Source organism: Sphaerisporangium fuscum (assembly GCF_018531465.1).
In the GTDB taxonomy this organism is placed as follows: Bacteria; Actinomycetota; Actinomycetes; order Streptosporangiales; family Streptosporangiaceae; genus Sphaerisporangium; species Sphaerisporangium fuscum.
This window is the reverse complement of sequence record NZ_JAHDTF010000043.1, coordinates 52,245-76,544: the sequence shown is the minus strand read 5'-3', so window position 1 is coordinate 76,544 and position 24,300 is coordinate 52,245. Positions and strand designations below refer to the sequence as shown.

Annotated in this window: 24 protein-coding genes; 6 read left to right on the top strand and 18 right to left on the bottom strand. The window is 72.9% G+C overall.

Annotation, left to right across the window (positions count from 1 at the left end):
• The first annotated feature begins 11 nt into the window (after window positions 1-11).
• Complete coding sequence (locus KIK05_RS41050; protein ID WP_214416306.1) at window positions 12-1,400, top strand: aminotransferase-like domain-containing protein; 1,389 nt, start codon at window positions 12-14, stop codon at window positions 1,398-1,400.
• Here KIK05_RS41050 and KIK05_RS41045 read toward each other — a convergent pair.
• From KIK05_RS41045 to KIK05_RS41035, 3 genes are read right to left on the bottom strand one after another with little or no spacing between them, the layout of a single operon-like run.
• A complete protein-coding gene (locus KIK05_RS41045; RefSeq protein ID WP_214416305.1) occupies window positions 1,371-2,795 on the bottom strand; it encodes a S41 family peptidase in 1,425 nt (474 codons plus the stop codon). The genes KIK05_RS41050 and KIK05_RS41045 overlap by 30 nt on opposite strands.
• A gap of 5 nt (window positions 2,796-2,800) precedes the next feature.
• The gene (locus tag KIK05_RS41040) at window positions 2,801-4,147 is read right to left on the bottom strand and encodes a serine hydrolase (RefSeq protein ID WP_214416304.1); all 1,347 of its coding nucleotides are present in this window, start codon (window positions 4,145-4,147) and stop codon (window positions 2,801-2,803) included.
• A 47-nt stretch (window positions 4,148-4,194) separates the two neighbouring features.
• Complete coding sequence (locus KIK05_RS41035; RefSeq protein ID WP_214416303.1) at window positions 4,195-4,395, bottom strand: hypothetical protein; 201 nt, start codon at window positions 4,393-4,395, stop codon at window positions 4,195-4,197.
• Between the two features lie 223 nt (window positions 4,396-4,618).
• Between KIK05_RS41035 and KIK05_RS41030 the strand changes: the two genes are divergently transcribed.
• Together KIK05_RS41030 and KIK05_RS41025 are read left to right on the top strand one after the other, a co-directional pair.
• Window positions 4,619-5,257 (top strand): TetR/AcrR family transcriptional regulator, encoded by a 639-nt coding sequence (locus tag KIK05_RS41030; RefSeq protein ID WP_214416302.1) that lies wholly within the window; start codon window positions 4,619-4,621, stop codon window positions 5,255-5,257.
• Window positions 5,258-5,259: 2 nt separating this feature from the next.
• The gene (locus KIK05_RS41025) at window positions 5,260-5,556 is read left to right on the top strand and encodes a DUF6204 family protein (RefSeq protein WP_214416301.1); all 297 of its coding nucleotides are present in this window, start codon (window positions 5,260-5,262) and stop codon (window positions 5,554-5,556) included.
• A 142-nt stretch (window positions 5,557-5,698) separates the two neighbouring features.
• On the opposite strand, the gene KIK05_RS41020 is transcribed toward KIK05_RS41025, so the two are convergent.
• From KIK05_RS41020 to KIK05_RS41010, 3 genes are all read right to left on the bottom strand, one after another.
• A complete protein-coding gene (locus KIK05_RS41020; protein WP_214416300.1) occupies window positions 5,699-6,232 on the bottom strand; it encodes a DUF2867 domain-containing protein in 534 nt (177 codons plus the stop codon).
• Window positions 6,233-6,257: 25 nt separating this feature from the next.
• Entirely contained in the window at window positions 6,258-6,791 is a 534-nt protein-coding gene (locus tag KIK05_RS41015) for a TetR/AcrR family transcriptional regulator (RefSeq protein ID WP_214416299.1), read from the bottom strand.
• Window positions 6,792-6,918: 127 nt separating this feature from the next.
• Window positions 6,919-7,704, bottom strand: coding sequence for a hemerythrin domain-containing protein (locus KIK05_RS41010; protein WP_308250335.1), 786 nt, complete (start codon window positions 7,702-7,704; stop codon window positions 6,919-6,921).
• 262 nt (window positions 7,705-7,966) lie between these two features.
• On the opposite strand from KIK05_RS41010, the gene KIK05_RS41005 reads away from it, so the two are divergent.
• Complete coding sequence (locus tag KIK05_RS41005; protein WP_214416298.1) at window positions 7,967-8,377, top strand: RidA family protein; 411 nt, start codon at window positions 7,967-7,969, stop codon at window positions 8,375-8,377.
• A 42-nt stretch (window positions 8,378-8,419) separates the two neighbouring features.
• Here KIK05_RS41005 and KIK05_RS41000 read toward each other — a convergent pair whose 3' ends face one another.
• Together KIK05_RS41000 and KIK05_RS40995 are read right to left on the bottom strand one after the other, a co-directional pair.
• Window positions 8,420-9,781 carry an acyltransferase family protein gene (locus KIK05_RS41000; protein WP_214416297.1) on the bottom strand — a complete coding sequence of 454 codons (1,362 nt, stop codon included), beginning with the start codon at window positions 9,779-9,781 and terminating at the stop codon, window positions 8,420-8,422.
• An 84-nt stretch (window positions 9,782-9,865) separates the two neighbouring features.
• Window positions 9,866-10,627, bottom strand: coding sequence for a class I SAM-dependent methyltransferase (locus KIK05_RS40995; RefSeq protein ID WP_214416296.1), 762 nt, complete (start codon window positions 10,625-10,627; stop codon window positions 9,866-9,868).
• A gap of 90 nt (window positions 10,628-10,717) precedes the next feature.
• Here KIK05_RS40995 and KIK05_RS40990 point away from each other — a divergent pair, with 90 nt between their 5' ends.
• Window positions 10,718-11,224 carry a winged helix-turn-helix transcriptional regulator gene (locus tag KIK05_RS40990; protein ID WP_214416295.1) on the top strand — a complete coding sequence of 169 codons (507 nt, stop codon included), beginning with the start codon at window positions 10,718-10,720 and terminating at the stop codon, window positions 11,222-11,224.
• A 446-nt stretch (window positions 11,225-11,670) separates the two neighbouring features.
• Entirely contained in the window at window positions 11,671-12,423 is a 753-nt protein-coding gene (locus KIK05_RS40985) for a fasciclin domain-containing protein (RefSeq protein ID WP_214416294.1), read from the top strand.
• Window positions 12,424-12,444: 21 nt separating this feature from the next.
• On the opposite strand, the gene KIK05_RS40980 is transcribed toward KIK05_RS40985, so the two are convergent.
• The 10 genes from KIK05_RS40980 to KIK05_RS40940 all read right to left on the bottom strand — a co-directional run bounded on the left by KIK05_RS40980 (window position 12,445) and on the right by KIK05_RS40940 (window position 24,229).
• A complete protein-coding gene (locus KIK05_RS40980) occupies window positions 12,445-13,119 on the bottom strand; it encodes a hypothetical protein (RefSeq protein ID WP_214416293.1) in 675 nt (224 codons plus the stop codon).
• Window positions 13,119-14,567 (bottom strand): hypothetical protein, encoded by a 1,449-nt coding sequence (locus tag KIK05_RS40975; RefSeq protein ID WP_214416292.1) that lies wholly within the window; start codon window positions 14,565-14,567, stop codon window positions 13,119-13,121. The genes KIK05_RS40980 and KIK05_RS40975 overlap by 1 nt, the downstream gene beginning before the upstream one ends.
• Window positions 14,568-14,907: 340 nt before the next feature.
• Window positions 14,908-16,431, bottom strand: coding sequence for an MFS transporter (locus KIK05_RS40970; RefSeq protein ID WP_214416291.1), 1,524 nt, complete (start codon window positions 16,429-16,431; stop codon window positions 14,908-14,910).
• Between the two features lie 137 nt (window positions 16,432-16,568).
• Window positions 16,569-17,231 carry a class I SAM-dependent methyltransferase gene (locus KIK05_RS40965; protein ID WP_214416290.1) on the bottom strand — a complete coding sequence of 221 codons (663 nt, stop codon included), beginning with the start codon at window positions 17,229-17,231 and terminating at the stop codon, window positions 16,569-16,571.
• Between the two features lie 10 nt (window positions 17,232-17,241).
• Window positions 17,242-18,174, bottom strand: coding sequence for a hypothetical protein (locus KIK05_RS40960; RefSeq protein WP_214416289.1), 933 nt, complete (start codon window positions 18,172-18,174; stop codon window positions 17,242-17,244).
• Window positions 18,175-18,261: 87 nt separating this feature from the next.
• Window positions 18,262-18,888, bottom strand: a complete 627-nt coding sequence (locus KIK05_RS40955) for an SgcJ/EcaC family oxidoreductase (protein ID WP_214416288.1) — start codon at window positions 18,886-18,888, stop codon at window positions 18,262-18,264.
• 297 nt (window positions 18,889-19,185) lie between these two features.
• The gene (locus tag KIK05_RS40950) at window positions 19,186-19,731 is read right to left on the bottom strand and encodes an SgcJ/EcaC family oxidoreductase (RefSeq protein ID WP_214416287.1); all 546 of its coding nucleotides are present in this window, start codon (window positions 19,729-19,731) and stop codon (window positions 19,186-19,188) included.
• A 210-nt stretch (window positions 19,732-19,941) separates the two neighbouring features.
• The gene (locus KIK05_RS47675) at window positions 19,942-21,246 is read right to left on the bottom strand and encodes a M20/M25/M40 family metallo-hydrolase (RefSeq protein ID WP_308250334.1); all 1,305 of its coding nucleotides are present in this window, start codon (window positions 21,244-21,246) and stop codon (window positions 19,942-19,944) included.
• Window positions 21,243-23,114: a S9 family peptidase gene (locus KIK05_RS47670; protein WP_308250333.1), complete on the bottom strand. Its 1,872-nt coding sequence runs from the start codon at window positions 23,112-23,114 to the stop codon at window positions 21,243-21,245. The genes KIK05_RS47675 and KIK05_RS47670 overlap by 4 nt, the downstream gene beginning before the upstream one ends.
• Entirely contained in the window at window positions 23,111-24,229 is a 1,119-nt protein-coding gene (locus tag KIK05_RS40940; RefSeq protein WP_308250332.1) for a C39 family peptidase, read from the bottom strand. Before KIK05_RS40940 ends, KIK05_RS47670 begins: the two co-directional genes overlap by 4 nt.
• Window positions 24,230-24,300 lie beyond the last annotated feature (71 nt).

Genomic DNA, 24,300 nt, shown 5'->3' with positions numbered 1-24,300 from the left:
AAACTGGACCGATGACCGTCCAGCCGCCCGGTGCCCGTTCCTTCGTCGTGAGCCTCGGCGACTGGCGCGGCGGGCGGCGTCCCCTGGCTCGGGAGCTCGCCCGCGCCGTACGTGAGGCCGTGCTCGACGGGAGGCTGCCGGTCGGCACCGCGCTGCCCTCGGAGCGCGCGCTCGCGCAGGCGCTCGCCCTGAGCCGGGGCACCGTCGTCGCCGGCCTCGCCGCGCTGCGCGACGGCGGCTGGATCCACACCAGGCACGGCAGCGGCAGCGTCGTCCGGCTGCCCCGCGACCTCACCGAGCGCACCGCGCCCTGGTCGCAGGACCACGGCGGAGCCCGCCCCGAGATCGATCTGACCCTGGCGGTCACCGCCGCACCCCACGAGGCCTACCTCGCCGCCGCCCGGCGCGCCGTCGGCCGGCTCGCGACGCTCCTGGTGGACGACGGGACCTCCAGCGCGGGCCTGCCCCGGCTGCGCGAGGTCGTCGCCGGCCGGTACACCCGTGACGGGCTGCCCACCCGCCCCGAGCAGATCCTGATCACCTCGGGCGCCCAGGCCGCCCTCGAACTGCTCACCGACCACCTGCGTGACGGACGCGCGCCGGTGCTGGTGGAGCACCCCACCTACCCCGGCGCGCTCGACCTGCTGCGCCGCCGCCGCGCCCGCCTCGTCTCGGTTCCGGTGACGGCCGACGGCTGGGACCTGGCCCTGCTCGGCGACGCCGTACGCGCCCACCGGCCCCGCCTGGCCTACCTCGTCCCCGACTTCCACAACCCGACCGGCGCCCACATGCCGCCGGCCGAGCGGTCGGAGGTGGCCGCGCTCGCCGCCCGCCACGGACTGACCGTGATCGTGGACGAGACCATGCGCGACCTCGACCTTCGCACCCCGCCGCGCCCGGTGCCGTTCCTGTCCGGCCCGGGCGTCGTCTCGGTGGGGTCCACCAGCAAGGTGATCTGGGCGGGCCTCGGCGTCGGCTGGATCAGGACCACCGCCGCCCGGGTCCGCGAGCTGCTGCTGAACCCGCTCCAGGGGCGGTTCTCGCCTCCGCCGCTCGAACAGCTGATCGCCTGTGAGCTCCTCGGGGACGACCAGGGTTTCGCCGGCCTGCTGGACGACCGCCGGGCCCGCCTGCGGGAGCAGCGCGACCATCTGGCCGGGCTGCTCGCGGCGCACCCGGAGTGGTCGTTCACCGTCCCGCCCGGCGGGCTCTCGCTGTGGCTGCGCCTGCCGGAGCCGGTGCGTCCCGTGCCCGGCCTGGCGCTCGCGACCGGTCCGCGCTTCTCGGCCGACCGTGCCCTCCACCACTACCTGCGGCTGCCCTTCACCGCCACCCCCGAGGCCCTCACCAGGGTGGTGGCCCTGCTGGCGTCAGCGGCTCCGGGGCGGCGAAGCCGGTGAGGCGGTCGCCGAGAGGGGCCGGGAAAGCCAGGCGACGGCCTGGTCGAAGGCCGAGTCGCGACCGGCGGCGAGCTCGTCCTCGGTGAACACCGGCGTGCGCTCGTGCGGCGGGATCCCCACGCCCTCGTACGATCGGCCGCCGGGCGCGCGGTAGTCCTCGTTGGACAGCCCGAACCGCCAGCCGTTCGGCAGATGTCGGCCCAGGATGTCGGAGAACGCCCCCTGGGTCGCGCCGCCGATCCTGCGCGGCTCGGGCGTGCGGCCCATCATCGCCATGGTGAAGGTCTCGCCGGCGCTGACGGTCATGTCACTGGTCAGGAACGCGATCGGGCCCCTGTAGACGGGGGCGCGGGACGGCCGCACCGTGACCGACCGCGTACGGCCGCGGTGCGCCGGGTCGTCGGCGTCGTCGCGGGCGCTCTTGGTGTAGGCCACGTACGGCCGGTCGGTCAGCCGGGACGCCACCCGGAGACCGAGATCGTCGTACCCGCCGGTGTTGTACCGGACGTCGACGACGAGCCCGCGCAGGTCCCGGATCCTGGACGGGGTGAACACCTCGTCGAGCATCCGGTCGAGCTCGGCCCGATCCTCCTCCAGGGTGCCGCTCTCCCCGGCGTAACCGCCGAAGCCGGTGATCCGCAGATACCCGAGGCCGCCCGGCAGGTCGGCGTACGCCAGCTGCCCCTCTCCCCAGGTCCGCGCCGGCCCGCCCAGCTCCGCTGCGACGACCTTGTCGATCCGGGGCTTCAGGTCGTCGCCGACGGGCAGGCGGGTGCCGGGACGCCGGCCGAGGAAGAAGTGCCGCTCGTCCCGCATGACGCTGGTGTGAGGGTCGCCGAGCGGCCTGATCATGTCGGTCATGATCGTGAACAGGCGGTCGTCGCCCGTCCGCGCGTTCACCCGGGGCCGGTACCGGTCGCGCACGGCCCGCCAGTCGACGTGCTTGGCCGCGAAGCTCACGTAGTTCTCCTGGAGGGTCCGCCAGAAGACGTCGAACGTCGTCACCGGGTCCTCGCGCGCCGGGCGCGCGCAGCGCTCGGGCAGCCTGCCGATCCGCGTCAGGTCCTTGTCCGCGACGTCGCCCGTGACGTGCGCCAGCCCCCGGTCGCGCCCTTCGGCTCGGACGGTCAGGACGGGGCCCTTGGCGGTGCCGAAGGTGACCGTGCCGTCGGCGGCACGCCCGAGCCTCCTCAACGGGTCACCGGCCGGCAGGCAGCTGATACGGGTGACCTCGTACCACTTCAGCGTGTCGCCTTGGACGGACAGCACCAGGCCGTAGCCGCCGGTCTTCCACAGCCCGTCCACGCCGCGGGGGGCCTCGGCCTCGGCCGGTGCGGCGAGCGCCGCCGTCAGCAGCACCGCCGCCGTCACCGGGGTCATGATCTTCATGTTCATGGTCGTCATTTCTTGGCCAGTAGGGAGAAAGAACCGCGGACCAGGGACAGGGGCTCGGCCGCGGCCTTCGCCTCGTCGTATGCGGTGCGGGGATCGGAGGTCAGGACCGTGACGACGAACGTCCGGCCCGTGGCCGAGCGGGCGAGGAAGGCCATGGTCAGCACCCCGGCCTCGGACCCGCCCTTGTACCAGACGGCGGGCCACCCGCCGGGGTCCAGCTTGAGCCCGGCGTCGCTCGCGGACATCACCTCGTGGAGCCGCTCGCCGCCGAGCGCGGCCAGACCGGCGTAGGCGCGGCAGACGTCACCTGGCGAGCCGAACCACTCCACGCTGCCGATGTGCCGGGGCCGGCTCCAGTCCTTCAGGCCGGCCAGGGACCTGCCGGCGACGGTCGTCTCCAGATAGTGGCGCCGCCGCTCGCCCTTCAGCGCGGTGTACGTGTCGGCGAGCCTCGGGTAGTCGGCCGCCTTCAACAGGACGAACTCCCGGGTGGTGAGGAACGGGATGTTGAGCGTGGCGTGGCCGGACCACTCGCGCACCTGGGCCTCCACCGCCGGGCGGCCGACCGTGTCGATCAGCAGGTCGGTGCCCGCGTTGTCGCTGATGGAGATCATCAGCTTGGCCGCCTCGCGAACCGTCACCGTGCTGCCCTCGGGCTTCTCGTAGAGCACGCCCGGCGGGATCCTCACCTTGCCGGTGATGGTCAAGGAGGTGTCCCACGACAGCTTCCCGTCGCGGATCCTGTCGGCGACGGCGCTCAGCACGTACAGCTTGAAGATCGACCCCAGGGGCCGGGGTGTGGCCGGCTCGATCGCGTGCACCGGGCGGCAGGCGCCGTCGCGGGTGAGCTCCGCCGCCAGGAAGCCGACGTCCGGGGCGACGGCCCGCAGCCGGGTGTCGACCTCGCTCCAGTCGGCGGGGGCCGGGGCGGAGGACGGCTGGTCGGCTCCGGACAGCCGGAGCTCCTCGATCCTCCCCGCCTCGTCGACCGCCATCGTCAGCGTCAACCGCTGTCCGGCCGCCGTCACCATGGCCGTCAGAGCCGTCGGCTTCGCCTCCGTCAGCCCGTCCAGGCGCAGATCCGCAAGCTGCCCGAGCAGCTCGTTCAGCTTGGCCGGCGGCACCTCGGCGAGGAAGCCGGCGCTCATGTGCGCGGTCACCTCGCTCTCCGGCAGCGGCAGCCTGGTCACGGTGCCGAGGAACCAGCCGAGCTGCCTGCCCACCGGTGTGTCCGGGGCGGCCGTCGCCGCGCCGGACGCCGAGGCGGCCGGGGTGACTTCCGCGGAGGTGGACGCGGTGGGTGCCGAACGCTTCGGCGTCGTGCACGCCGTCAGGGCGAGGGCCGCCGCCATGACCGGCGCCAGGAGGTGGTGTGCCTTCCGCGTTCCGCCGTCCCGCCTCACGACCGGAACCCGAGCACGGCGAGGGGGAGGCCGTGTCTGCGCCCCGTGGGGGTGGCGTCGGCGACCGCGTTCGTCCGCACCCTGCTGAGCAGGTCGCCCGGCGGGGTGGCCGCGGCACCGGCCGGGTTCGCGGGCGTCAGGACGACGAGCACGGTGACGGCGGCGGCCAGTGCGCCGCCGATGAAAGGTGTTCGCATGGCGACGATCATCGCGGCGCGCACCCCGGGCGTACCTCGGTCGCGCAGACGACTCCAGGGGTACGACTTTCGTCGCGATGGCCCCGCTCGAGGTGATCCTCTCGTCGGAGAAGGGGCCTCCCTGAGAAGGGTTTCGCCGTTCCTCCCGCGGGCGGGCATCCCATTGCAGTCGACAACAAAAATGGAGTCGATTGCAAGTTTGAATGTGGTTAAGCTTCTCGCCGTGTCAGAAGGGCTTCGGGAACGGAAGAAGCGGCAGACGCGGCAGCGCATCGCCGACGTGGCGATCGCGTTGTTCGTGGAGCGGGGCTTCGAGCAGGTCACGATCGCCGAGGTGGCGGCGGCGGCCGAGGTGTCGGTCAACACCGTCTACAACTACTTCGAGGCCAAGGAGGACCTCGTCCTGCCGCCGGACGAGGCCTCGCCGCGGCGGCTCGCCGACATCGTCCGCGACCGCGCCGCCGGCGAGTCCGCCGCACGGGCCGTCCTCGGCCATCTGCGCGGCGAGCTGCGCCGGCGCGAGCGCAAGCTGGGACTGACCGAAGGTTTCGGGCGGGTCTTCGAGATGATGAGCGCCGCGCCCACCCTCACCGCCCGCCTGGGGAACCTCGGCAGGCAGATGGTCGAGGAGCTCGCCGCCGTCCTCGCCGAGGAGACGGCCGCCCCGCCCGGCGACCCGCTGCCCCGCCTGGTCGCCGGCCAGATCGGCTGGTTCCACTCGCTGGTCTTCGCCGAGATCGGCGCCCGCGTCTCGGCGGGGGATTCCCCCGACGTGATCGCCGAAGCCGTGCTGGAGCTCCTGGACGCCGTCGAGGGCCTGCTCGGCGAACGCGTCCTCACCTATGCCGTACGAGAGGAATGACGATGTTCAGGGTCACCATCCGGGGGACGTTCGAGGGGCTGGGCGACGCCGCCCGCGCCGCCCTCCGCGAGCAGAGCACCGCGGCCTTCACCGAGGCGGGCACCTTCACCTTCGACCAGAGCGTCTCGGCGTTCACCTTCCGCTGCCAGGTGCCCTCCGGCCCGGACGACGGCGAGAAGGAGGCGACCGACGCGGCGATCGCCGCGCTCGACGCGCACGGCCATCCGTACCGGATCCTGAAGGTGGCGGTCACCGACATGCGCGACATCAAGATCCGCCACCGGAGCCGGCGGGGCTAGCGTCGCCGACCGTCCTCAGCCACCAGCGGTGCCGGGCTCTTCGGTGCGAGTGGCCGTCCTGCCGGGGCCCGGCGCGGGTCCGCCGCGTCGCGCCACCGGCCTCTGGTGCCGGGCCTGCCGGGTTCCGGGGGTGCGGAGCTCCTCATGACGGCGTGCTCCCGGGTGCCCGACTGGCACCCGCGCGGGTCATGCCGGCGACCACCAGGTGGTGGAAGGGACGGATCAGGTTGAAGTAGAGCGGGCCGGTCCATCGGTGGTACTTCACCACGGTGATCACATCGAACCTGGCGTCACCGTCCGCCGATGGCGTGGTGACGATGGCGAGCCGGGCGGTCAGGTGGGTGTCCGCCGCCTCGAGGACGATGTAGCGGTCCTCGGCGGCGGCGCTGACGGCGAAGAAGGCGATCTTGTCGCCGGGGACGAGGGAGATCTCCTCCGGGGCCAGAGGCCTGCCGGCCGGGACGTCGGGATCGCGTAGCCGCAGCAGCCTGGCCAGCACCGCCCTGGCGCGGAACAGCGCCCTCAGCCAGCCGGGCCGCCAGCTCATGGCCCCCGCGGTGAACTCCCGCAGGCTCGCCCGGGATTCGGCCGTCTTCACATCGATGTGGTCGGCCTCGGACACGAAACCGGCCAGTTCGGGGGTGGTGTCGATGATGCCCGACACGTGGCTGTTCAACAGGTGGCCTCCTCGATGGTGGCGGTCAGCCGAGAAGCGGGAGCAGCAGGTCGTATACGCGGTGCTTGTCGGCGGGGGAAAGCGGGGGCATCACGTGCGACCCCCCGATCAGCACGAGGTACAGCAGCTTGGCCATCATGTCCGGTGTGGCATGACCGGCCTCCTCGCACAGCTTGCGCAGATAGTCGACACGGGTCGCGTCCACACGCGTCTGCACCGCCGCCGCCTCGGGGTCCTGTTTCGCCCAGGCCCGCACCGCGATCTCCAGCTCCGGGCCGGTGTTCTTGATCGCCTCCGCCATCAGCCGGGTCAGCCGCTCCCGGGCGGGGAGGCCGCCTGGCGCCTCCACCGCATCGATGATCGCCGTGGTGTGCTCGGCCTCGAAGTGCGCCAGCAAGCGGGTCCGGAACCTCGGCATCGATCCGAAGTGGTGGTAGAAGGCGCCCTTCGACATGCCCATGCGCTCACACAGCCGCTCCAGGGTCACCGACGGGGCGCCCTGCTCGGACAGCAACGCCAGGCCCGCCGACAGCCACGCCCGTTCTCCCGTGCTTCCCACGTCTCCCTCTCTCCATACCAAAAGGTTTGGTATGGAGAACATAACATGGACGCGCGCGGGGCGATGAGCGGATCGCCAGGCGGAGCTTGGCGTGGTCAAGTGGTCCGGGACGGTCCACGGTCGTCGATCACCGTGCCGAACGTCCTCCCTCTTCCCGGTGAGGTGACGACTTCGGCGGGGTGAACTGGGACAGGTCGTGGATGTCCAGGGCCTTTTCTATGTCGGCGACCCGGTGGACCACCGAGGTGAAACCGCGCTGGCCGAGACGGCGGTGCTCCTCGGCCTCGAAGACCTCGCCCAGGTGCCGGAACTCCTTGGCCGGCGTCACCTTGCGGAAGACGGGGAACACCACCGTGTCCTCCCGGGATTCGTGCGGCTCGTACATGCTGATGAAGGCGGCCATGTCGTCGACCAGGGCCTCACGCCGGTGGGACGAGGCGTGCGAGTGCTTCGTGGCGGCCAGGATGCGGGTGGTCAGCTCGCGTCCCCGCTTGTGCTGGACCTCCAGCACCGAGACCGTGTGGCGGAGCCGGCCTGCCTTGCGCAGGCGCGGGAACACGTACCGTTCTTCCAGGTACTCGTGGTAGCGCTCGATGTAGTCGCGGATGACGCGGGCGGCGGCGTGCAACGCGTGCGCGGGAACCTGTTCGTCGTGCTCGATCCACCGGATGCCTTCCCGGTACACCAACAGGACCCTTTTCAGCACCCCGTGCTCGCGCATGAGGTCCTCCGGCGGCGTCAGCGGCGGTCTGTCCTCATGCCCGTGCGGCTTGCTCTCATGCTTGTAAAGCGTGAGATCGGGTGCCGCCGGGGGAGCCGGGTAGTCGTCGGGTTCGGGTTCGGGACAGGCGGCGCGGGGGACGGCGCCGGCCAGGGCGACGGTCGACAGGCCCAGCAGCTTACGGCGGCTCACCGCCGGCAAGTACAGATCTTCCACGATATCTCCGGTTTGCCCGATTCCCAGGTTTGCCCACACGCACCCAGGTGTGATCGTGAGACTCCCCCGCGCCACCGGGCTCCACGCCGTCACGTGGGTAAATGCTTGATCTACGGCATTGCCTCCGGCTCCTCCCGCCTCGGGGCGTTCCGCCATGAAATCCTGCATCCCGCCGGCCGAGCACGCCGGCTCGGGCGGCCCGGCGTGTGTGCCGCCCCCCCGACCGAAGGAGTGAACGATGATCCGCCGCTGGAGCCCGGACGACCTCGCGCCGCCGATCGGCCGGTACAGCCACCTGGCCGCCGTCCCGGACGGACACGAAATCGTGTTCGTGGCCGGCCAGGTCGGCGTCCTCGGGGACGGTGAGCTGGCCGGCCCGGACGCCGAGTCGCAGGCGCGCCAGGTGTTCGCCAACATCGAGACGCTGCTGGCCTCCATGGGCGCGGGCCCGGAGCATCTGGTGAAGCTCTTCACGATGGTCGCGGGCACCGAACATCTCGCCGGCTGCCGTGCCGCCATCGGGGAGGCCTTCGGCCGCTGGTATCCCGGCGGCGACTGGCCCGCGCAGTCGCTCGTGGTGGTGGCCGCGCTGGCCAGGCCCGATCTGGCCGTGGAGATCGAGGCGGTGGTGGCGGTGCCGCGCCGATGATCGACGGCGCGACGGTCTTCGCGGCGTGCCGGCCGGGGCCGGTTAGGCGCCGGAGCGGCGCCCGGCCCCCTCACGAGCGGCGCCCGCGCGGACGCCGGCCAGCAGGGCCGCGCCCGCGCCGTACACCGCCAGCGCCGATGGGGGCAGGCCGGTGAGACCGTGGTAGGCCGACCCGGCCAGCGCGACCTGGAGCAGCGCGGCCAGCACGGCGGCGGCCCCGGCGACGGTCAGGACGGCCTGCGCCGTCCGCCTGGGCCGTTCACCGGCGGGCCGGGTGACGGCCCGCCGGTCCCCGAGGACGCCGCGCCGCTCGACGCGGCCGAACACCGCCACGAGGACGGCCAGGGTCGCCGTCAGGAAGGCGAGCCACGGGACGCGCAGCAGCAGCCAGGCCGGTGACCCGGGCGCGGCGGAGGGCATCAGGTCGGTCCCGTAGAGCGCGACGACGCCGATCACCAGCGCGGTCATGTGCCAGAGGAACAGCGTCATGACGACGGAGTTCTCCGCGACGATGGCCGTCCACGGCCCCGGCCGCCGCAGCCACCGGTTGCCCAGGTCGTGCAGCGCCAGCGCCAGCCCCGCCTGCGTCACGGCGAGGGCCAGCAGCGCGAGCGTGGGCGGCGCGGTGTTCTGCAGCTTCGCGTCGCCGAAGTCCACCATGCTGACCGGGTACGGGCCGGCCACGGTGAGGAGCAGCAGGACGGCGAGCCCGCCCGCCGCGATCGGCAGCCCCACGGCCGGCCGGGACGGCAGCCGGCCGTCCTGCCAGGAGAAGCCGAGCTGGTGGACGGCCAGCCAGGCGAACAGGTAGTTCGCCTGCCCGCCGTAGGGGAGGCCGAAGACGACGCGGGCGAGGTCCCCGGCGCCGACCAGCCCCGCGAGGACGACCGGGACGGCCAGGCCCGCGCGGCGGTGCAGGGCGTAGGTGAGCGGGGTGAGCACCACCACGGCGATGTAGGCGACCAGGAACCACAGCGGCATCACCGCCAGCCAGACACCCAGCCCGATCAGGGACGGGGCGACGCCGAAGGCCCGGGCCGCGACGGCCACGGCCACCAGCCCGCACAGCAGCACCGTGGTGGGCCGGACGAGCCGGGCCGTCCGCGTGAGCACCCAGCCCGTGGCGTGGCCGCCGCGCGCCAGGTGCGAGGTGAGGGACGCGGCGTTGGCGTACCCGCCGACCAGGAAGAACAGCGGCATCACCTGGAACAGCCAGGTCAGCGGCCGGGTCCAGGCGACCACCTCCAGGATGCTGTGCCCCCGGAACCCCTCGGCGTCGTGGGTGACGTCCACCACCAGCCAGTGCCCGGCGACCACGGCCGTGATCGCCACGGCCCGCACCAGGTCGACGTGGCGGTCCCGCCGTGCGGGGGTCCGCTCCGCCAGTTCCCGAAGCTCGCGCATCGCCGTGCACGTTCCGCGTCGCAGCCGAGGCGCCCCGGGCGGGGCGCGTCCTCACCTGTCCCGTACCCAGGGAACCGGCGGGGTTCACACCTTGCGGGCGTGGCCGAGGTAGGTGACGACCGGGCGGCCGTGCGGGTCCAGGACGAAGTCGGCCATGGCGGGGATCCCGTCATCGGTGATCTCGCCGCGCCGGCGGGCGAGGGTGGCGGTGACCAGGTTGCGTATCCGGCGCGGCTTGAAGCCGCAGACGTCGTCGTTGCGCAGCCCGTGGCGGGCGAGGGCGGCGGTCATCTCACCGGGGGTGCGCAGCCGCGCGGAGGCGTAGCGGCCCGCGGGCATGATGCGGGTCATCGGCAGGGTCTGGAAGGCGAGGAGGTAGACGAGCCGGGACGGCAGCGTGCGGTTCACGGTGTCGTAGACCAGCAGGCCGTCCGGTTTGAGCGCCCGGGAGGCGTGCCCGACGACCCGGTCGAGGTCGGAGGTGATCTCGAAGGTGTCGGCGTAGTAGGCGAGGTCGAAGGCGGCCTCCGGCAGGCGCGGGTCCTCGGCGGGGGCCGTGTGGTACTCGACGGCCGCACCGTCGTCCGCCTCGCGCGCCATCGCCGTGGCGGTGGGGGAGGGGTCGACGGCGGTCACCTCGAAGCCCAGGCCCGCGAGTCCGCGCGCGAGCAGGCCCCGCCCGCTGCCGACGACCAGCGCGCGGCGTCCGACGGCGACCAGGCCGTGGTCGTTCAGCACCCCGGACACGTACGCCAGCCGCACCTCCTGGAAGGCGACGGCCCTGATCTGCCTGCCGTCGACGGCCTCGGGCGATCGTGTGTCAAGTGCGATGGTGGGGACGGCCATGCTGCTCTCCTCGACCCGTGCGGCTTTCGGTTCCTTAAAGGAACCCTACCTTGTCTGGGTTCCCTCAGGGAACTCGTATACCGTTGTGTCGTGACCCGTACTCCCCTCACCGACGTGGCCTGCTCCATAGCCCGCGCCACCGACCTTTTCGGGGACGCCTGGACCGCGCTGATCATGCGTGACGTGCTGTCCGGGGTGACCCGCTTCGACGACATCGCCACCGATCTCGGCATCTCCCGCAAGGTCCTCTCGGCCCGGCTGTCCCGGCTGGTCGAGGAGGGCATCCTCGTGCGCGAGCGCTACCGGGAACGGCCGCCCCGCGAGCACTACCGCGCCACGGCGAAGGGCGAGGAGCTGTACCCGGTGCTGCTCGCCCTGATGAACTGGGGCGACCGCTGGTACTCCGGCGAGGACGGCCCGCCCGCCCGCGTCCACCACCTCTCCTGCGGGCAGGACACCACGCCGGTCACGGTCTGCGGCCACTGCGGGGAGCCGCTGACCGTGGGCAACACCACGCAGGTCCCCGGCCCCGGCGGCCGGGTCGGCCCGGGGACCCGCGTCCTCGGCCCGCTGCTCGCCTCCCGCCGCCCGGCGTGACCTCCGCCCGCCGACCGCGCCTTGGCGCATCTCCGCCGTGGCGGCGTCCGGGCAGTGCACAAGATGGTGGACGCTTTGTCGCGTGCCGTCCCGCAGCATGTAAGGCGCTGGAGGTCGCTCGGCCATAATGAGAGGGTCGCCGTGTGCGGAGAGGTCCCGATCGGCTCCCCTGCGGAGCCGCGGACCGTGCCGCGCACGGGTGCCGTGTTTGAAGCGGGGGCCGCGGGGGCGGCCTTCTCATAAGGGCCGCCGCAGGGCCCGCGATCGACGTCAGTTCTCGCGGGCGGGGCGGGCCGGGTGGCTTCCCCGCCGTCCTCTCACCGGCCCGACGGCCGGCGACTCTTGCGGCGGCGGGCGCGCCGCCTCCCGCTCCCACCGGCCACGTCACGGCCCGCTCGTCACGAGCGAGCGTGGCGGCCCCTCCACCAGCAGAAGGGGACAGGCACATGAACACTCGTCTACTCGCCCTGCCGGTCGTGGCGGCCCTGTCGTTCTCGGCCGCGTACGGCACCCCGGCGAGCGGTCGTGGTGCGGGCGCGGCCACGAACGGGAACGAACGGACCACTTCCGGCGAGCCGATGGGCCACCAGCCCTCGCCGACGATGTCGGTCCCGCCGTCCCCGTCGCCGACCATGTCGGTGCCGATGTCGCCTTCGCCGACGATGTCCGTGCCGCCGTCGCCGTCCGTGTCGGCGCCGGGCTCGCCGGGCGCGCCGGCCCCGACCTCGTCCCCGGTGGGACCGGGATGCGCCTCCCTGCCGAAGTCCGGCCCCGGCAGCGCGGCGCAGCTCGCCAACGAGCCTCTCGGCACCGCCGCCCAGCACATCCCGCAGCTGTCCGACGCGGTGAACGCCACCAAGAGCGCGGGCATGCTGAGCGCCGCCGACTCCGTCAAGAACGTCACGGTGTTCGCGCCCACCAACGACGCCTTCCGCAAGGTGCCCAAGGACGAGCTGGACAGGCTGCGGCGCAACAAGTCCCAGCTCACCAAGGTCGTCAGCTACCACGTCGTCCAGGGGCGCAAGTCGCTCAACGACCTGCTGGCCGGGCCGGTGAAGACGATGGAGGGGAGCAAGCTGACCGTCAGGCGTTCCGACTCCAGCTACATGGTCGACGACGCCAAGGTGGTCTGCGGCGCCATCCAGACCCGCAACGCGACGGTGTACCTCATCGACAGCTTCCTCACGCCGAGCGACTAGGGCACGAGGAGCCGTCGTGGCTCAGGTCTTCGACTGGCACAGCGGCAGCGACCGCTCCGAGGGCGCGCAGAGCGTGATGCCGAACGGTATGCGCAGCACGCCCTCGGAGGCGCCGCTGGTGTAACGGACGACGACGCCGGAGCTGGAGGCGCTCACGCCGCGAGGACGGGAGGTCTGCACGACCAGCTCGGCGAACTCGACGCGCGAGGAATCGTCCGGCCGGCAGACCTCGGTGACGGTGCTGAGCGAGGTCGACAGCTTGCGCCGCCGCAGGCTGTCCGGCTCGCCCCAGCCGACGCCGTCGGCTCCCATCGGGCGGTAGAAGGGCCGAAGGGCCCAGGCCTCGACCGTCATGCCGCCCGTGGGATCGTCGAAGCGCACGTCGACGACGTCCGCGACTCCGGTCCGGTCGAGACACAGGGCGAGGTTGCCGAACAGGTAGGGCTGCCCCCGCACGGTCGTGCGCAGCCCGAACGACTGCCGGCCGCCGTCCCCCGGCTCGACCAGCCTCGCGCTCGGGAACGGCACCGCCGCCAGGCGCACGGCCTCCCCGGGGCAGCAGGCGGCCGTGCCCACGAGCAGGCAGGCCAGTGCCGCGTGGCGGCAGACGCGGCGCACAGCGGCACGGGTGAGCGGCCCGCGGCGGGAACGGCGTCGCACGGCCGTGTGGCGGCCGTGCCGGTGGGGGGCCGGCATCAGCCCTTGTGCGCTTCGACGACGGACGACGACCGCACGCCCGTGCCGCGGTCGCCGCACAACACGGTCGGCCTGGTCGGCTGGAACGACAGCTTCGACCGCCGGTCGTACCCGCTCTGCGCCGACGCCTCGAAGCCGGGAAGGCCCACGGCGGCGCCGATCTTCACGTTGCGCGCCTCGTCCTTCACCCAGGTGGAGCTGTGGGCGTACAGCGTCACGCACGAGGCCGCCAACGCGGGGTGGTAGGCGCGGGCGAAGCGTTTCAGCGGGTCTCCGAGGCTCAACGGGACCAGGGCGCGCCTGCCGTCGCAGCTGTCGGCGGTGATGCCGTAGTTGACGGTGCCGATCGCCCACGCGTCGGAGACCCGCGACACCTCGTGGCTGTTGCCGCCCTTCACCGACAGCGTGAGCGAACCGCCGCCGGACCACTTGCCGCGGCCCGCCTCGGCCCCGACGCCGAGCGTGTGGTCGGCGCCGGCCGCCTGCGTGACGGTCGCGAGGGCTCCGCGCCAGGCGTAGACGCCCATGTAGGTCTCCTCGCGCCCGTTGTATCTCTTGACCAGGCGGGTGGTGCAGGGCCCGGGGGCCATGCCGGCGGCGGCGACCCTACCGCCCGACACCTGCCGCGGCGTGATCACCCCGTCGCGCAGGGCCGCGGCCAGGGCGGGGAAGGCGGGCGTGCGGGGTGTCACCGCCACCCGGCTCGCCTCGGCGGCGGCCGGCGGCCCGATCGGGACGGACCGGCCGGGCGGCGAGGACGGGCGCGTGCCGCTCGGCGGCGGTGACGGGGAGACGTCCTCTCCGGCGGGCGCGGTGACCCAGGCGGAAGGGTCGTCGTTGGCGTCGGTGACGGTGGGCCGGGCGCCGAGGTCGGCCACGAGCTGCGCCGGCACGGACGCTCCGAGCAGCTCGGCCGACGCGGTGGACCAGACGGGCCGCACCGGGCGGCCGTCCGCCGTCTCGACCATGACCACCTGCGGCTCGGTGCCGGGGACGACGTAGACGGGATCGCCGGGATCGCAGCCGTCGGTGACGTCGGGCCCGCACCGCTCCTCGGGGTCGTCGCCGATCGTGGTGGTGTGGGAGGACCGTACGGCCGTGGTCATCCAGCGCACCTCCCGGCGGCCGTCGGAGATCGCGATCTCCAGATGGACCCGCCCCCGGTCGTCGGCGTAACGGGCCGGCAGCGCCGCCGGGTCGACGTTCACCGAGAACCGGCCAAGCGGGCTCGTGCTCGCCGCGCCGACGACCAGCGTGCGAAGCTCGCTCCCCTCGGGGACGTCGAGCGCGTCCCCGGCGGGGTAGGCGATGGCGAGCACGTCCGCCCCGCCGGCCGGGGCGCCCCCGCGGGTCACGACGCCGCTGACGATCGATATGGGCGTCAACCCGGAATAGGGGAAGACGATGTCGTCGGTGAGGGCCGCCGGCGGTGCGGCCGAGGTCGCCATCGATATCGGAAATGTGATGGAAATGACCACTGCCGATGATGACGTGAATCGGGCGGGAAACGATCTGCCGTTCTTTTCCCGTCGTGGCGCTCTACGGTCGAGCCCCAGGTGCATCGGTGTTCTGATCTTCGGCCCCCGCTCCATGAAGATCGCGGCATCCCGGTCGCGCGCGCCGGGAATCTCCGCCGGCACGCTTCATTATGGCCGCGGTCCGGCGGGCGTCAATCGCCGTGGAGGGTGAATTCCCGGATGGTCGTTCGTGCGCTTCACGGCCGGGGGAATTTCGTCCGGAAAACTCCGGGAATATCGGGCTGTTATGGCCTTTGCGTGATCAGTGGCGTCATTTCTGCCGGTCCGGTGTGCCGTCCGCCGGCGGCCGGTCACCGGCCAGGAGCGGAAGATCACGCATGAGGAGGACGGCGGCCACGGCGAGGAGCCCGCCCGTCCCTCCGATCCAGGCGATCGTCGTGCCGATGGCGGCGGCGCTGTCCGCGGTGCCGGAGCCGGCGGGGGCGAGCAGCTGCGCGAGCAGCGACTGGCCACAGGCCAGGCCGACGGACGCGCCGATCTGCTTGGTCAGCGCGCTGCCCGCGACCGCCATGCCCACGTCGGCGCGCGGCACGCTGTACTGGGCGACGATGCTGGCCCCGCCCATGGCCGGTCCGAGGCTGAGCCCGACGAGCGCGAGCAGCACGGCCGTGACCGCCGGCGGCGTCGTGGCCCCGAGCAGGACGAACAGCACGGTCCCCGCGGTGAGCAGGGCGGCCCCCGCGAGCAGGGCGGGCCTGGCGCGTCCGGTCCGCGTGATCACGGCCGCGGTCAGGCGGTTACCCCCGGCCATGCCCACCATGGCGGGCAGCAGCAGGAGCCCGGACGCCGTGGCGCCGTACCCGCGGACCTGCTGGAAGTACAGCGGCAGGAACACCATGGCGGGCAGGTTCGCCACCTGGAAGAAGAAGCCCGCGGCCACCACCGCCGCGTACGTGCGGCGCGCGAGCAGGTGAAGCGGCAGCACCGGCACGCGCGCCCGCCGCTCCACCGGGACCAGCAGCGCGAGCAGGACGAGTCCGGCCGCGAGCGGAACGGCGACGGCGGGGGAGCCCCACGAGGGGCTGCCCGCCCCCGCGTCGTACCCCTTCAGGCTGAGGCCCAGCAGCACCAGCGACAGCCCGCCGGTGAGCAGCCCGATGCCGGCCAGATCCAGCCCGCGCTCGCCGTCGCCGTACGGACGGTGGCGCGGCAGCAGGGCCGCGATCGCGGCGGCGGCGAGCGCGCCGACCGGCACGTTCAGCAGGAACACCCAGCGCCAGCCGGCGTGGTCGGTGAGCACTCCTCCGACCAGCGGGCCGCCGACCATCCCGGCCACCATGACCCCGGCGAGCACCGTCTGCATCCTCACCATGCCCGACATGCGATGCGGCGGGTAGAGGTCGCGGACGACCGCCATCCCCACCGTCAGCAGCGCGCCCGCGCCGACGCCCTGCGCCGCCCGGAACGTGATCAGCGCGCCCATCGACCCCGCGAGCCCACAGGCCAGCGACCCGGCGAGGAAGATGGCCAGGCCCGCCAGCAACGGCGTGCGGCGCCCCCACAGGTCCGAGAAGCGGCCGTACAGCGGGACGGTGACGGTGGAGGTCAGCAGGTAGGCGGTGACGGTCCAGGCGTACCACGCCTGCCCGCCGCCGAGCTGGGCGACGACGCGCGGCATCGCCGTGCCGACCACCGTGCCGTCGAGCATGCCGAGGAACGCGCAGCCGAGCGCCGCGACGGTCAGCAGCCGCCGGTGGACGGGCGTCAGCGCTTCGAACGGGTCCGGCGCGGCGCTGTCATGAGGCGGCTGAAGCCGCTGGGGAGTGGAGGACATGACGGCACCATAAGGAGTGAGTCCTCACTCCGTCAAGAAGAAGTGAGGACTCACTCCGTTTACGCGGCGACCGGTTCGGCTGGTACGGGCGTTCGCCGGCCTGCTCTGTGGGGGCAGGGCGGGCGTGACTCGCCGGGTCAGGCAGGCCGGTTCTCGGGTCCCGGGGCGTCGTAGACCAGGGTGTACCGCCAGAACAGGCGGCGACGGACCCGGGCACCGGGTAGTTCGCGTGCGGCCGCGAGCCGGATCTCGGCCAGGGTCTCCCGGGGATCGGCGGTGGGCGCCGTCATGTGCGTCGGCGGCGCGTCGGCGCGGGCCGAGTGCTTGACCAGCCCCATGATCGGGTTGGCCAGCATGGCGGGCAGGGCGGCGAGCAGGTCGGCGGGCCCGGCCTCCCGGTAACAGCCGACGACCACCAGGCGCCCGCCCGGGGTGAGGCACTCGCGCAGTTCCCGCAGGGTGGGCACCAGCGGCAGGTGGTGCAGGACGGCGACGAGGGTGATCGCGTCCCAGCGCCGCCGCGCACGCCCCGCGAAGCCGGCCTCGACGATGGTGACCGCGGGGTCGCCGGCGAAGCGCTCCGCCGCGACGCGAGCGGTCGCGGCGTCGGGCTCGAGCCCGGTGACGGTGGCGGCGCGGCGGCGGAGCAGATCGACGAGGTTGCCCGTACCGCACCCGACGTCGAGGACGTGGCGGGCCCCGGACGCGGCCACCCGGCCGGCGACCCAGCGGCCGTAGTGGTCGTTGTGACTCCAGGGGTGCCGCCGGTTGAATTCGCCGAGCCGGGACAGCAGCGCCATGAGGGCTACCTTAGCGATCAGCACTCACGCTCGGGGCCTCCTTCCGTCCAGGCGGCACCACTGCCGGGCGAGGCCCGCCGCCCGTCCCGGCCGCCCGGAGTGCCGTCGCCGCCGCCGGGAGCAGGGCTGCCGCTCCTGCCGTCACCAGGGCCGCCGATCCGGCCGGCAGGACGACGCCGGAGAGGACCGTGAGGTCGGCCGGAGCCCGGCCCTGGGCCGCCTGCAGGGCGCTCACCAGGACCAGGCAGCCGTACCCGCAGGCGGCCAGCGCCACCAGGCGGGTACGGACCCTCTCCTCCCACGCCGAGAAGGTCAGCAGCCAGGCCAGCACGGGGAGCACCTGCAAGGCGTGCAGCGTGACGGCGTGCGGGACCTTCAGCTGCCCGGCCGCGCCGAAGATGGACAGGTCCGTGACCTGCGGCGGCAGCCCCTTGGCGCGTCCGTTCGCGATCAGCGTCGCGCCCGCCACCTGGCTGAGCACCAGCATGGCCAGCCCCGCCCGTACGGCCAGGCGCATGCTGGGGGAGGCGTCCAGGCGGCGGTACGCGAGGACGGTGACGGCCACGATCGCCGGGATCAGTCCCACGATGGCGAACCCGGCCAGCACCGCCGAGACCACCGCGTCGAACGGCGTGGCGAAGTTCAGGTGCGACGGTACGCCGCGCCAGCGCTGCAGCGTGATCAGCCCGACCTCGGCAACGCTCGCCGCCGCCAGCGGGCCGACCAGCCACCACGCCCGCCGGGACGGCACGCGCAGCCGGCCGACCACCCACACCAGGCTGATCAGCGTCACCCCGAACGAGAACCCGAAAAGGATCGGCTTCCGCCACGACACCGGACCGTCCCAGCCGCCGCCGTCGACGGCGTAGACGACCAGGTGGAAGGCGCTGCTCGCCAGGAGCGCGGCCGCTGTGCCGTACCCCAACCGCTCATGTCCACGCATGGGGCCAGTCTCGGCGGCCGCGCCGCGCCGGCGAATCCTCCCGGGGGAGGCGCGCGCCCTACGCCCTGTGACGTACCGCGCGCCGGTTCAGGTGCGCGATCCCCGCGGTGCCGCGGGCGGCGCCACCTTGGCGGGCCGGGGCTCGGTGCCGGCCGCGGGCGGCCGTCCGGGCGGCCGCACCAGGGTGTTCTGGAAGGTCGACAGCAGCCACCGGCCGGCGCTCTTGACGGCGAGGCTGGTGTTGATCGAGAGGGTGTCCGGACGGCAGGCGGTCTCGGTGCCGTACAGCACGCACCCCTTGCGGACGATGACCGCCATCGTGGGGGACAGGAACCGGACCTGCTCCCCGTAGCCGTGCAGGCGCGTGTTCTTCAACTCATGGTCGAGGTGCCGCTGGATCCCCTCCGTGATCCCGGCACGGGAGTGCAGGTGTTCCCCCAGGATGTTGATGAGATCGGCATCCTCGGTGTAGGTGGCGGCATACGATTTCGCGTCCCCGCGCGCCCAGGCGGCCTCCTGCGTCCGCCGGATCTCCTCGAAGGCGGCCAGATCGCGTTCGCTGCCGGGCGGTGGGGCGACGACCGCGCCCCGCGGGGTGGTGGGGGCCCCGATGGCCTGGGTGATCAGGGTGTCCGGCGTGGTCGGGCCGGTCGTTGCGGTGGCGCCCGCCGGGCCGGCGGCCAGGGCGGCGCCGATCCCTCCCAGGGCCGCCAAGTGGATGCTTCTCCTCACGCGACGATGAATTCTCATCTGCACCCCCGTACGAAGTTGATCTGAACCAAACGTATAAGAATTGATCCCTTCGACGGTGAAGGCCGGGGCGTGCCCTCATGGTGAGTCTCGGAGTTGACGTTGAGATATTTCTCCACTTTCATCGCAATTAAGACATTTGCCGCGTTCTGCCGACATTCAAGAGATGGGCAGCCGGTGCTCGATCGCGGAGGCGGCGCGGGCACGGCGAAGGCCGGGCGGGGGAGGTGGTCCGCCCCGCCCGGCCGGTCCTGGGCCGGTCTACCGAGAGGCGCGCGGTGGGAGCGTGCTCGCCGTCTTCGGCGCCCTCGGCGCGATCTTCGACTGGTCGACCAGGGTGTTGTGGAACGACCTGACCAGCCACTGGCCCGCCTGCTTGACCACCAGGCTGGTGTTCCACGACAAGGTGTTCGGATGGCAGGTCCGCTCCGCGCCGAACAGGACGCAGCCCTTACGCAGGATGAGGGCCAGCGAGGGGGACAGCATGTCGATCCGCTCCTCCATCGTGAGGATGCGGGTGTTCTTGAGCTGCTTGTGAAGGAAGCCCTCGTACCGCTCCGCGATCTCGGCGCGGGTGTGCATGTGCTCCCCGGTGACGTTCACGAAGTCGGCGTCCGGGGTGTAGGTCTGCGCGTACGTCTTGGCGTCGCCCTTTGCCCAGGCGTCGGCCTGCCGCTGGTAGAGCTGGGCGAGAGCCGCTCGGTCGGTGTCGGCCGCGGGGCCCGGGGAGCGCATCGGCGCCGAGGCCGCGCCTGTGAGCGCCAGTCCGAGCCCGCCGGCGGCCGCGATATGGATCAGTGTCTTCACATGCCGATGAATTCCCACGTTCCCCCCCGAACGAAGCGCGCCTGAAGCAAATGTATAACCACATATCCGGCGGGATCCTCAAGGGCGTATCGCACCTTCTGGTGAAATCAGAAGACAGATATGACCCCTTCGGGGGAAGGATTCCCGAATAATCAGCCCACGATGGAACGCCTTCGGGTTTCCGTGAGGACCCGCCGGGAGACCCGCGTGTCAGGCGGGCGTGGTGAGGAGGTGGTCGAGGACGCGGACGCCGAATTCGAGGCCGGCCACCGGGACGCGTTCGTCCACGCCGTGGAACATGCCGAAGTAGTCGAGCCCGGGGTCCAGCAGCAGCGGCGCGAAGCCGTAGCCCCTGATGCCGAGGGAGGCGAACGACTTGGCGTCGGTGCCGCCGCTCATGATGTACGGCACGGGGCGGGCGCCGGGGTCCTCGGTCAGCAGGGCCGCGCACAGGTCGTCGAAGAGGCCGACGGTGGGGGAGTCGACGGCGTCCTGGAAGCTGACGAACTCCCTGGTGATCTTCGGCCCCAGGAGCCGGTCGAGCGTCTCCAGGAACTCCTCCCGGAAGCCGGGCAGGAACCTGCCGTCCGCGTGCGCCTCGGCGGTGCCCGGGATGACGTTGACCTTGTATCCGGCGTCCAGCATGGTCGGGTTGGCGGAGTTGCGGATGACGCCCTTGAACAGCGTGCCCGCCCTGCCGAGACGCTCGGCCTCCTCGTCGAGCCGGTCGAGGTCGATCGTCGTGCCGAGGGCCTTGCCGAGCCGCTCGATGAGGGTGGCCACGCCGGGGGTGAGCCGCACCGGCCAGCGGTGGTCGGCGAGGCGGGCGAGCGCCCGGCACAGTTCGGCCACGGGGTTGTCCACCGGGGGCTTGGAGCCGTGCCCGGCCACGCCGTGCGCGGTGAGCCTCATCCACGCCGTGCCGCGCTCGCCGACCGCGACCGGGTAGACGCGCCGCTCGCCGGCCGCCACACCGCCGGCGGAGGGGAGCGTGACGCTGAAACCCCCCGACTCGCTGATGGCCTCGGTGCAGCCCTCGAACAGGTCGCGGTGGTGGGTGACGGCGTAGCCGGCGCCGTACTCGCCGGTGGCCTCCTCGTCGGCGAGGAAGGCCAGCACGATGTCCCGTTTCGGGCGGGCGCCGCGCCGGGCCCACTCGCGGACCAGGGCGAGCGTCATCGACAGCGAGCCCTTCATGTCGACCGCGCCACGCCCGTTCACGCACCCGTCGGCGACCTCACCGGAGAACGGATGCAGCTTCCACTCCGAGGGGTCGGCGGGGACGACGTCGAGGTGGCCGTGGATGAGCAGGGCCTCGGGGCTGTCCCCCGGGATGCGGGCGACCACGCTGGTGCGCCGGGGCGCGGACTCGAACACCGTCGGCTCGATCCCCACGTCGGCGAGCAGCCCGGCGACGTACTCGGCGGCAGGGCGCTCGCCGGAGCCGTCGGGGGTCCCGTCGTTGGTGGTGTCGATGCGCAGCAGGTCCGAGCAGATGGCGGCGACCTCGGTCACGATCTTCCCTTCAGTGTCAGCGGCGGCACCTCGGGGGTCGGGAAACCGAAGATCAGCCCGTAGAAGGCGAGCTCGGCCTCCAGCGCCGTAATGATCGTCTCCTCCCGCCGCCACCCGTGCTGTTCGCCGGGGAAGGTCAGGTAGGCCCACTGTCCGCCGGTCTGGTCGAGCGCGGCGACGAACCTCTCGGCCTGGACGGGGTCGACGATGGCGTCCTCCAGGCCGTGCATGAGCAGCGCGGGGCCGGAGGCCTGGGCGGCGTGCAGGGTGGGGGAGCGGTCGAGGTACCGCTGGCGGGTCTCGGGCAGCGGCCCGATGAGCCCGTCGAGGTAGCGCGACTCGAAGTCGTGGGTCTCCCGTGCCCAGCCCTCCGGGTCGGTGATCGCGTAGTGCGCGACCGCGCCGCGGAAGACGTCGCTGTGCACGAGCGCGGCCACGGACGTCCAGCCGCCCGCGCTGCCGCCCCGGATCGCGATCCGCTCGAGATCGGCGAGCCCGGCCTCGGCCAGGCCCCGGGCGACCGTCTCGCTGTCGCGGACGTCCACGATGCCCCAGTTGTGCCGCAGCCGCTCGCGGTAGGCCCGGCCGTACCCGGTGGAGCCGCCGTAGTTCACCTCCGCGACGCCGATGCCCCGGCTGGTGAAGTAGGCGATCTCCAGGTCGAAGGCCATGGGACTGGAGCCGGTCGGGCCCCCGTGCACGAAGATCACGTACGGCGAGGGGCGGCCGGCCTCGGCGTCGATCGGCGGGTACACGTGGGCGTGCACGCCGTCGAACACCATCGCCTCGGGGGTCGGCAGCACCGAGGCGTCGGGCAGTCGCTTGGCCGGGGAGAGCACCTCGTGCGCCCCGGTCCCGACGTCGACCCGCACCACCTCGTACGGCTTGCGCGGTGACCCGCCGACCGCCGCCACCCGGCGCCCGTCCGGCGAGGTGGAGATGGTCGCCGCCCAGTGGGTGTACGACCCGCCGATGTCGGTGATCTCGCCGGTGGCCGGGTCGAGCACGCCGAGCCGCCTGCCGTCCGACGTGCCGTGCGTGGTGACGATCCGGTCGCCCGCGAGCGCGAACCAGCGGTAGCCGAGCTTCCAGGTCGCGTCGCCGAACTCCTCCGGCCTGGGGGTGAGGTTGACCGGCGGGGTGCCGTCGAGCGGGACCAGGTGGATGTTCCACCATCCGGTCGGGTCGGTGACGGCGTACAGCGCGCCGTCGTCACGCCACTCGGCCTGCGCGACCGCCTCGGTGCGACCGCCCGCCACGACGCGGTACGGCCCGGCCGTGCCGTCGTCCAGCAGCGGGGCGACGCACAGCGACGTGCCGTCCCAGGGCATGTCGGGGTGATCCCAGCCGATCCAGGCGATCTGGTCGCCGCCGGGGGAGACGCGGGGGTTCATGATGAAGTGCTGCGCCCTGACCACCACGCGCAGCGGGCCGCCGTCGAGGGGCACCGCCACCAGGTCGCGGACGTTCTCGGTCTCCCGCACGCACCACACCTCCCCGCCGTGCAGGACGAGGTCGGCGTACCGGGACGGTCCCGGCGGGGTGAGCGGCACCGGCTCGCCGCCGGGCGGGCACCGGTACAGCCGCTGGTCCGCCCAGTTGGTGAACACCAGCCCGCCGTCCGGCAGCGGGCGCCAGGAGCGGCCGCCGTACTCGATCACCCGGTTACGCGAGTTCCAGCCCTCGGGCAGGACGTCGTGGACGCTGCCGTCCGGCAGGCGCCGCACGACGCAGCGCCGGCCGCCCTCCGCCGGGCGCGGCTCGTCCCACCACACCTCCTCTCCCGTGGAGGCGGGCACGATCTCCACCCACAGCGGGCGGTCGTCCACGCGTGCGACATCGACGGCAGTGATAGGAGATTCGATCACCAGTTGCCTTCTGACGGTGGGAGCGGAATGTCGTGCGGGTGGATGACATGGACGATTCCCCCGCTGCTGGTGCTGCGCAACCAGACGTTCTCGAACGCGGACCGAGGGTAGGTTCTCTTGACCGTCTCGTCGGAGGGCGCCGCCGGATCGTTGGCGATGACATCGCCCTCGGGGGTGAAGCCCGTCACGACCATGATGTGGCCGCGTGTGGAGTAGCCCGAGCCCGGCAGCTCGTGCTCCTTGAACGACTGCGACGTGATCAGGGGGATGCCCGCCCTGATGAAGCGCTCCGCCTCGGCCAGCGAGCGCAGCCGGGTGACGAAGCCGCGCAGCCCGTACCGGCCGGCGTAGGCGACCCCGAAGGGCCAGTTGCCGGTGCCCTGGTAGCTGTGGTCGTACATGTCGCGGGCCGCGTGGTCGACGGCGGGGCACGGGTCGGACGGGTCGACGAAGGAGAGCTCGGCGGGGCCGGGCCCGCGTCCCCAGTACTGCAGCACCATCGTCACCGAGGCCGGGCCGCACCAGGAGTCGCCGCCGCCGTCCCACTCCGGGTGGTGGCCGGCGTGGATCTTCTGCGAGCGCGGCGGCACGTCGAGCTCGACCCCGGCGCCCTCTCCGGGCACGCTGGGCGGCACGCTCGGGCGCGTCGGGAGCGCCGAGGCCATCACCCCGACCGAGTGGACGGCCGCGCCCGCGCCGTGCAGGGTGACCCGCAGCCGGTACGCCACCACCGGGCGGGTCGCCACGAGGGTGTCCACGGCGACGTCGCCGTCCTCGTCGCCCTGTCCCGGCAGCGACGTGCGGTGGATGTCGCCGTCGCCCTCGGCCCAGCGGCCCATGTCGTACCACTTGGTCAGGCCGCCGGTCACGGTGCGCGCCTGCAGTTCCATCCGCAGCCACGACCCCTTGGGCGCCTCGGCCGTCCATGACGGGACGAGCTCGGTGGCCGGGAAGCCGATCTCGCGCTCCTCGGAGGTCCAGCGGGTGTAGGGCCAGGTCGTGGGCTCGCTGCCGAAGGGATCGAGGTAGCCGGTCACGCCGCTCTCCGACGGGACCACGGTGGTCCATCGGTGGAAGACGACGCGGCTCGGATCGGCGGGCGACGGGGTGACCACCTTGCCGATTGTGGTTTCGCCTCCGGGGCGGCGCATCGGATGGTTTACGTATTCGTGATCCGGAGCCGTTT

Coding starts and splice junctions, on each gene's coding strand:
- KIK05_RS41050 (WP_214416306.1), top strand. CDS start 12: ATGACCGTCCAGCCGCCCGGTGCCCGTTCCTTCGTCGTGAGCCTCGGC.
- KIK05_RS41045 (WP_214416305.1), bottom strand. CDS start 2,795: ATGAACATGAAGATCATGACCCCGGTGACGGCGGCGGTGCTGCTGACG.
- KIK05_RS41040 (WP_214416304.1), bottom strand. CDS start 4,147: ATGGCGGCGGCCCTCGCCCTGACGGCGTGCACGACGCCGAAGCGTTCG.
- KIK05_RS41035 (WP_214416303.1), bottom strand. CDS start 4,395: ATGCGAACACCTTTCATCGGCGGCGCACTGGCCGCCGCCGTCACCGTG.
- KIK05_RS41025 (WP_214416301.1), top strand. CDS start 5,260: ATGTTCAGGGTCACCATCCGGGGGACGTTCGAGGGGCTGGGCGACGCC.
- KIK05_RS41005 (WP_214416298.1), top strand. CDS start 7,967: ATGATCCGCCGCTGGAGCCCGGACGACCTCGCGCCGCCGATCGGCCGG.
- KIK05_RS41000 (WP_214416297.1), bottom strand. CDS start 9,781: ATGCGCGAGCTTCGGGAACTGGCGGAGCGGACCCCCGCACGGCGGGAC.
- KIK05_RS40995 (WP_214416296.1), bottom strand. CDS start 10,627: ATGGCCGTCCCCACCATCGCACTTGACACACGATCGCCCGAGGCCGTC.
- KIK05_RS40985 (WP_214416294.1), top strand. CDS start 11,671: ATGAACACTCGTCTACTCGCCCTGCCGGTCGTGGCGGCCCTGTCGTTC.
- KIK05_RS40980 (WP_214416293.1), bottom strand. CDS start 13,119: ATGCCGGCCCCCCACCGGCACGGCCGCCACACGGCCGTGCGACGCCGT.
- KIK05_RS40975 (WP_214416292.1), bottom strand. CDS start 14,567: ATGGCGACCTCGGCCGCACCGCCGGCGGCCCTCACCGACGACATCGTC.
- KIK05_RS40970 (WP_214416291.1), bottom strand. CDS start 16,431: ATGTCCTCCACTCCCCAGCGGCTTCAGCCGCCTCATGACAGCGCCGCG.
- KIK05_RS40965 (WP_214416290.1), bottom strand. CDS start 17,231: ATGGCGCTGCTGTCCCGGCTCGGCGAATTCAACCGGCGGCACCCCTGG.
- KIK05_RS40960 (WP_214416289.1), bottom strand. CDS start 18,174: ATGCGTGGACATGAGCGGTTGGGGTACGGCACAGCGGCCGCGCTCCTG.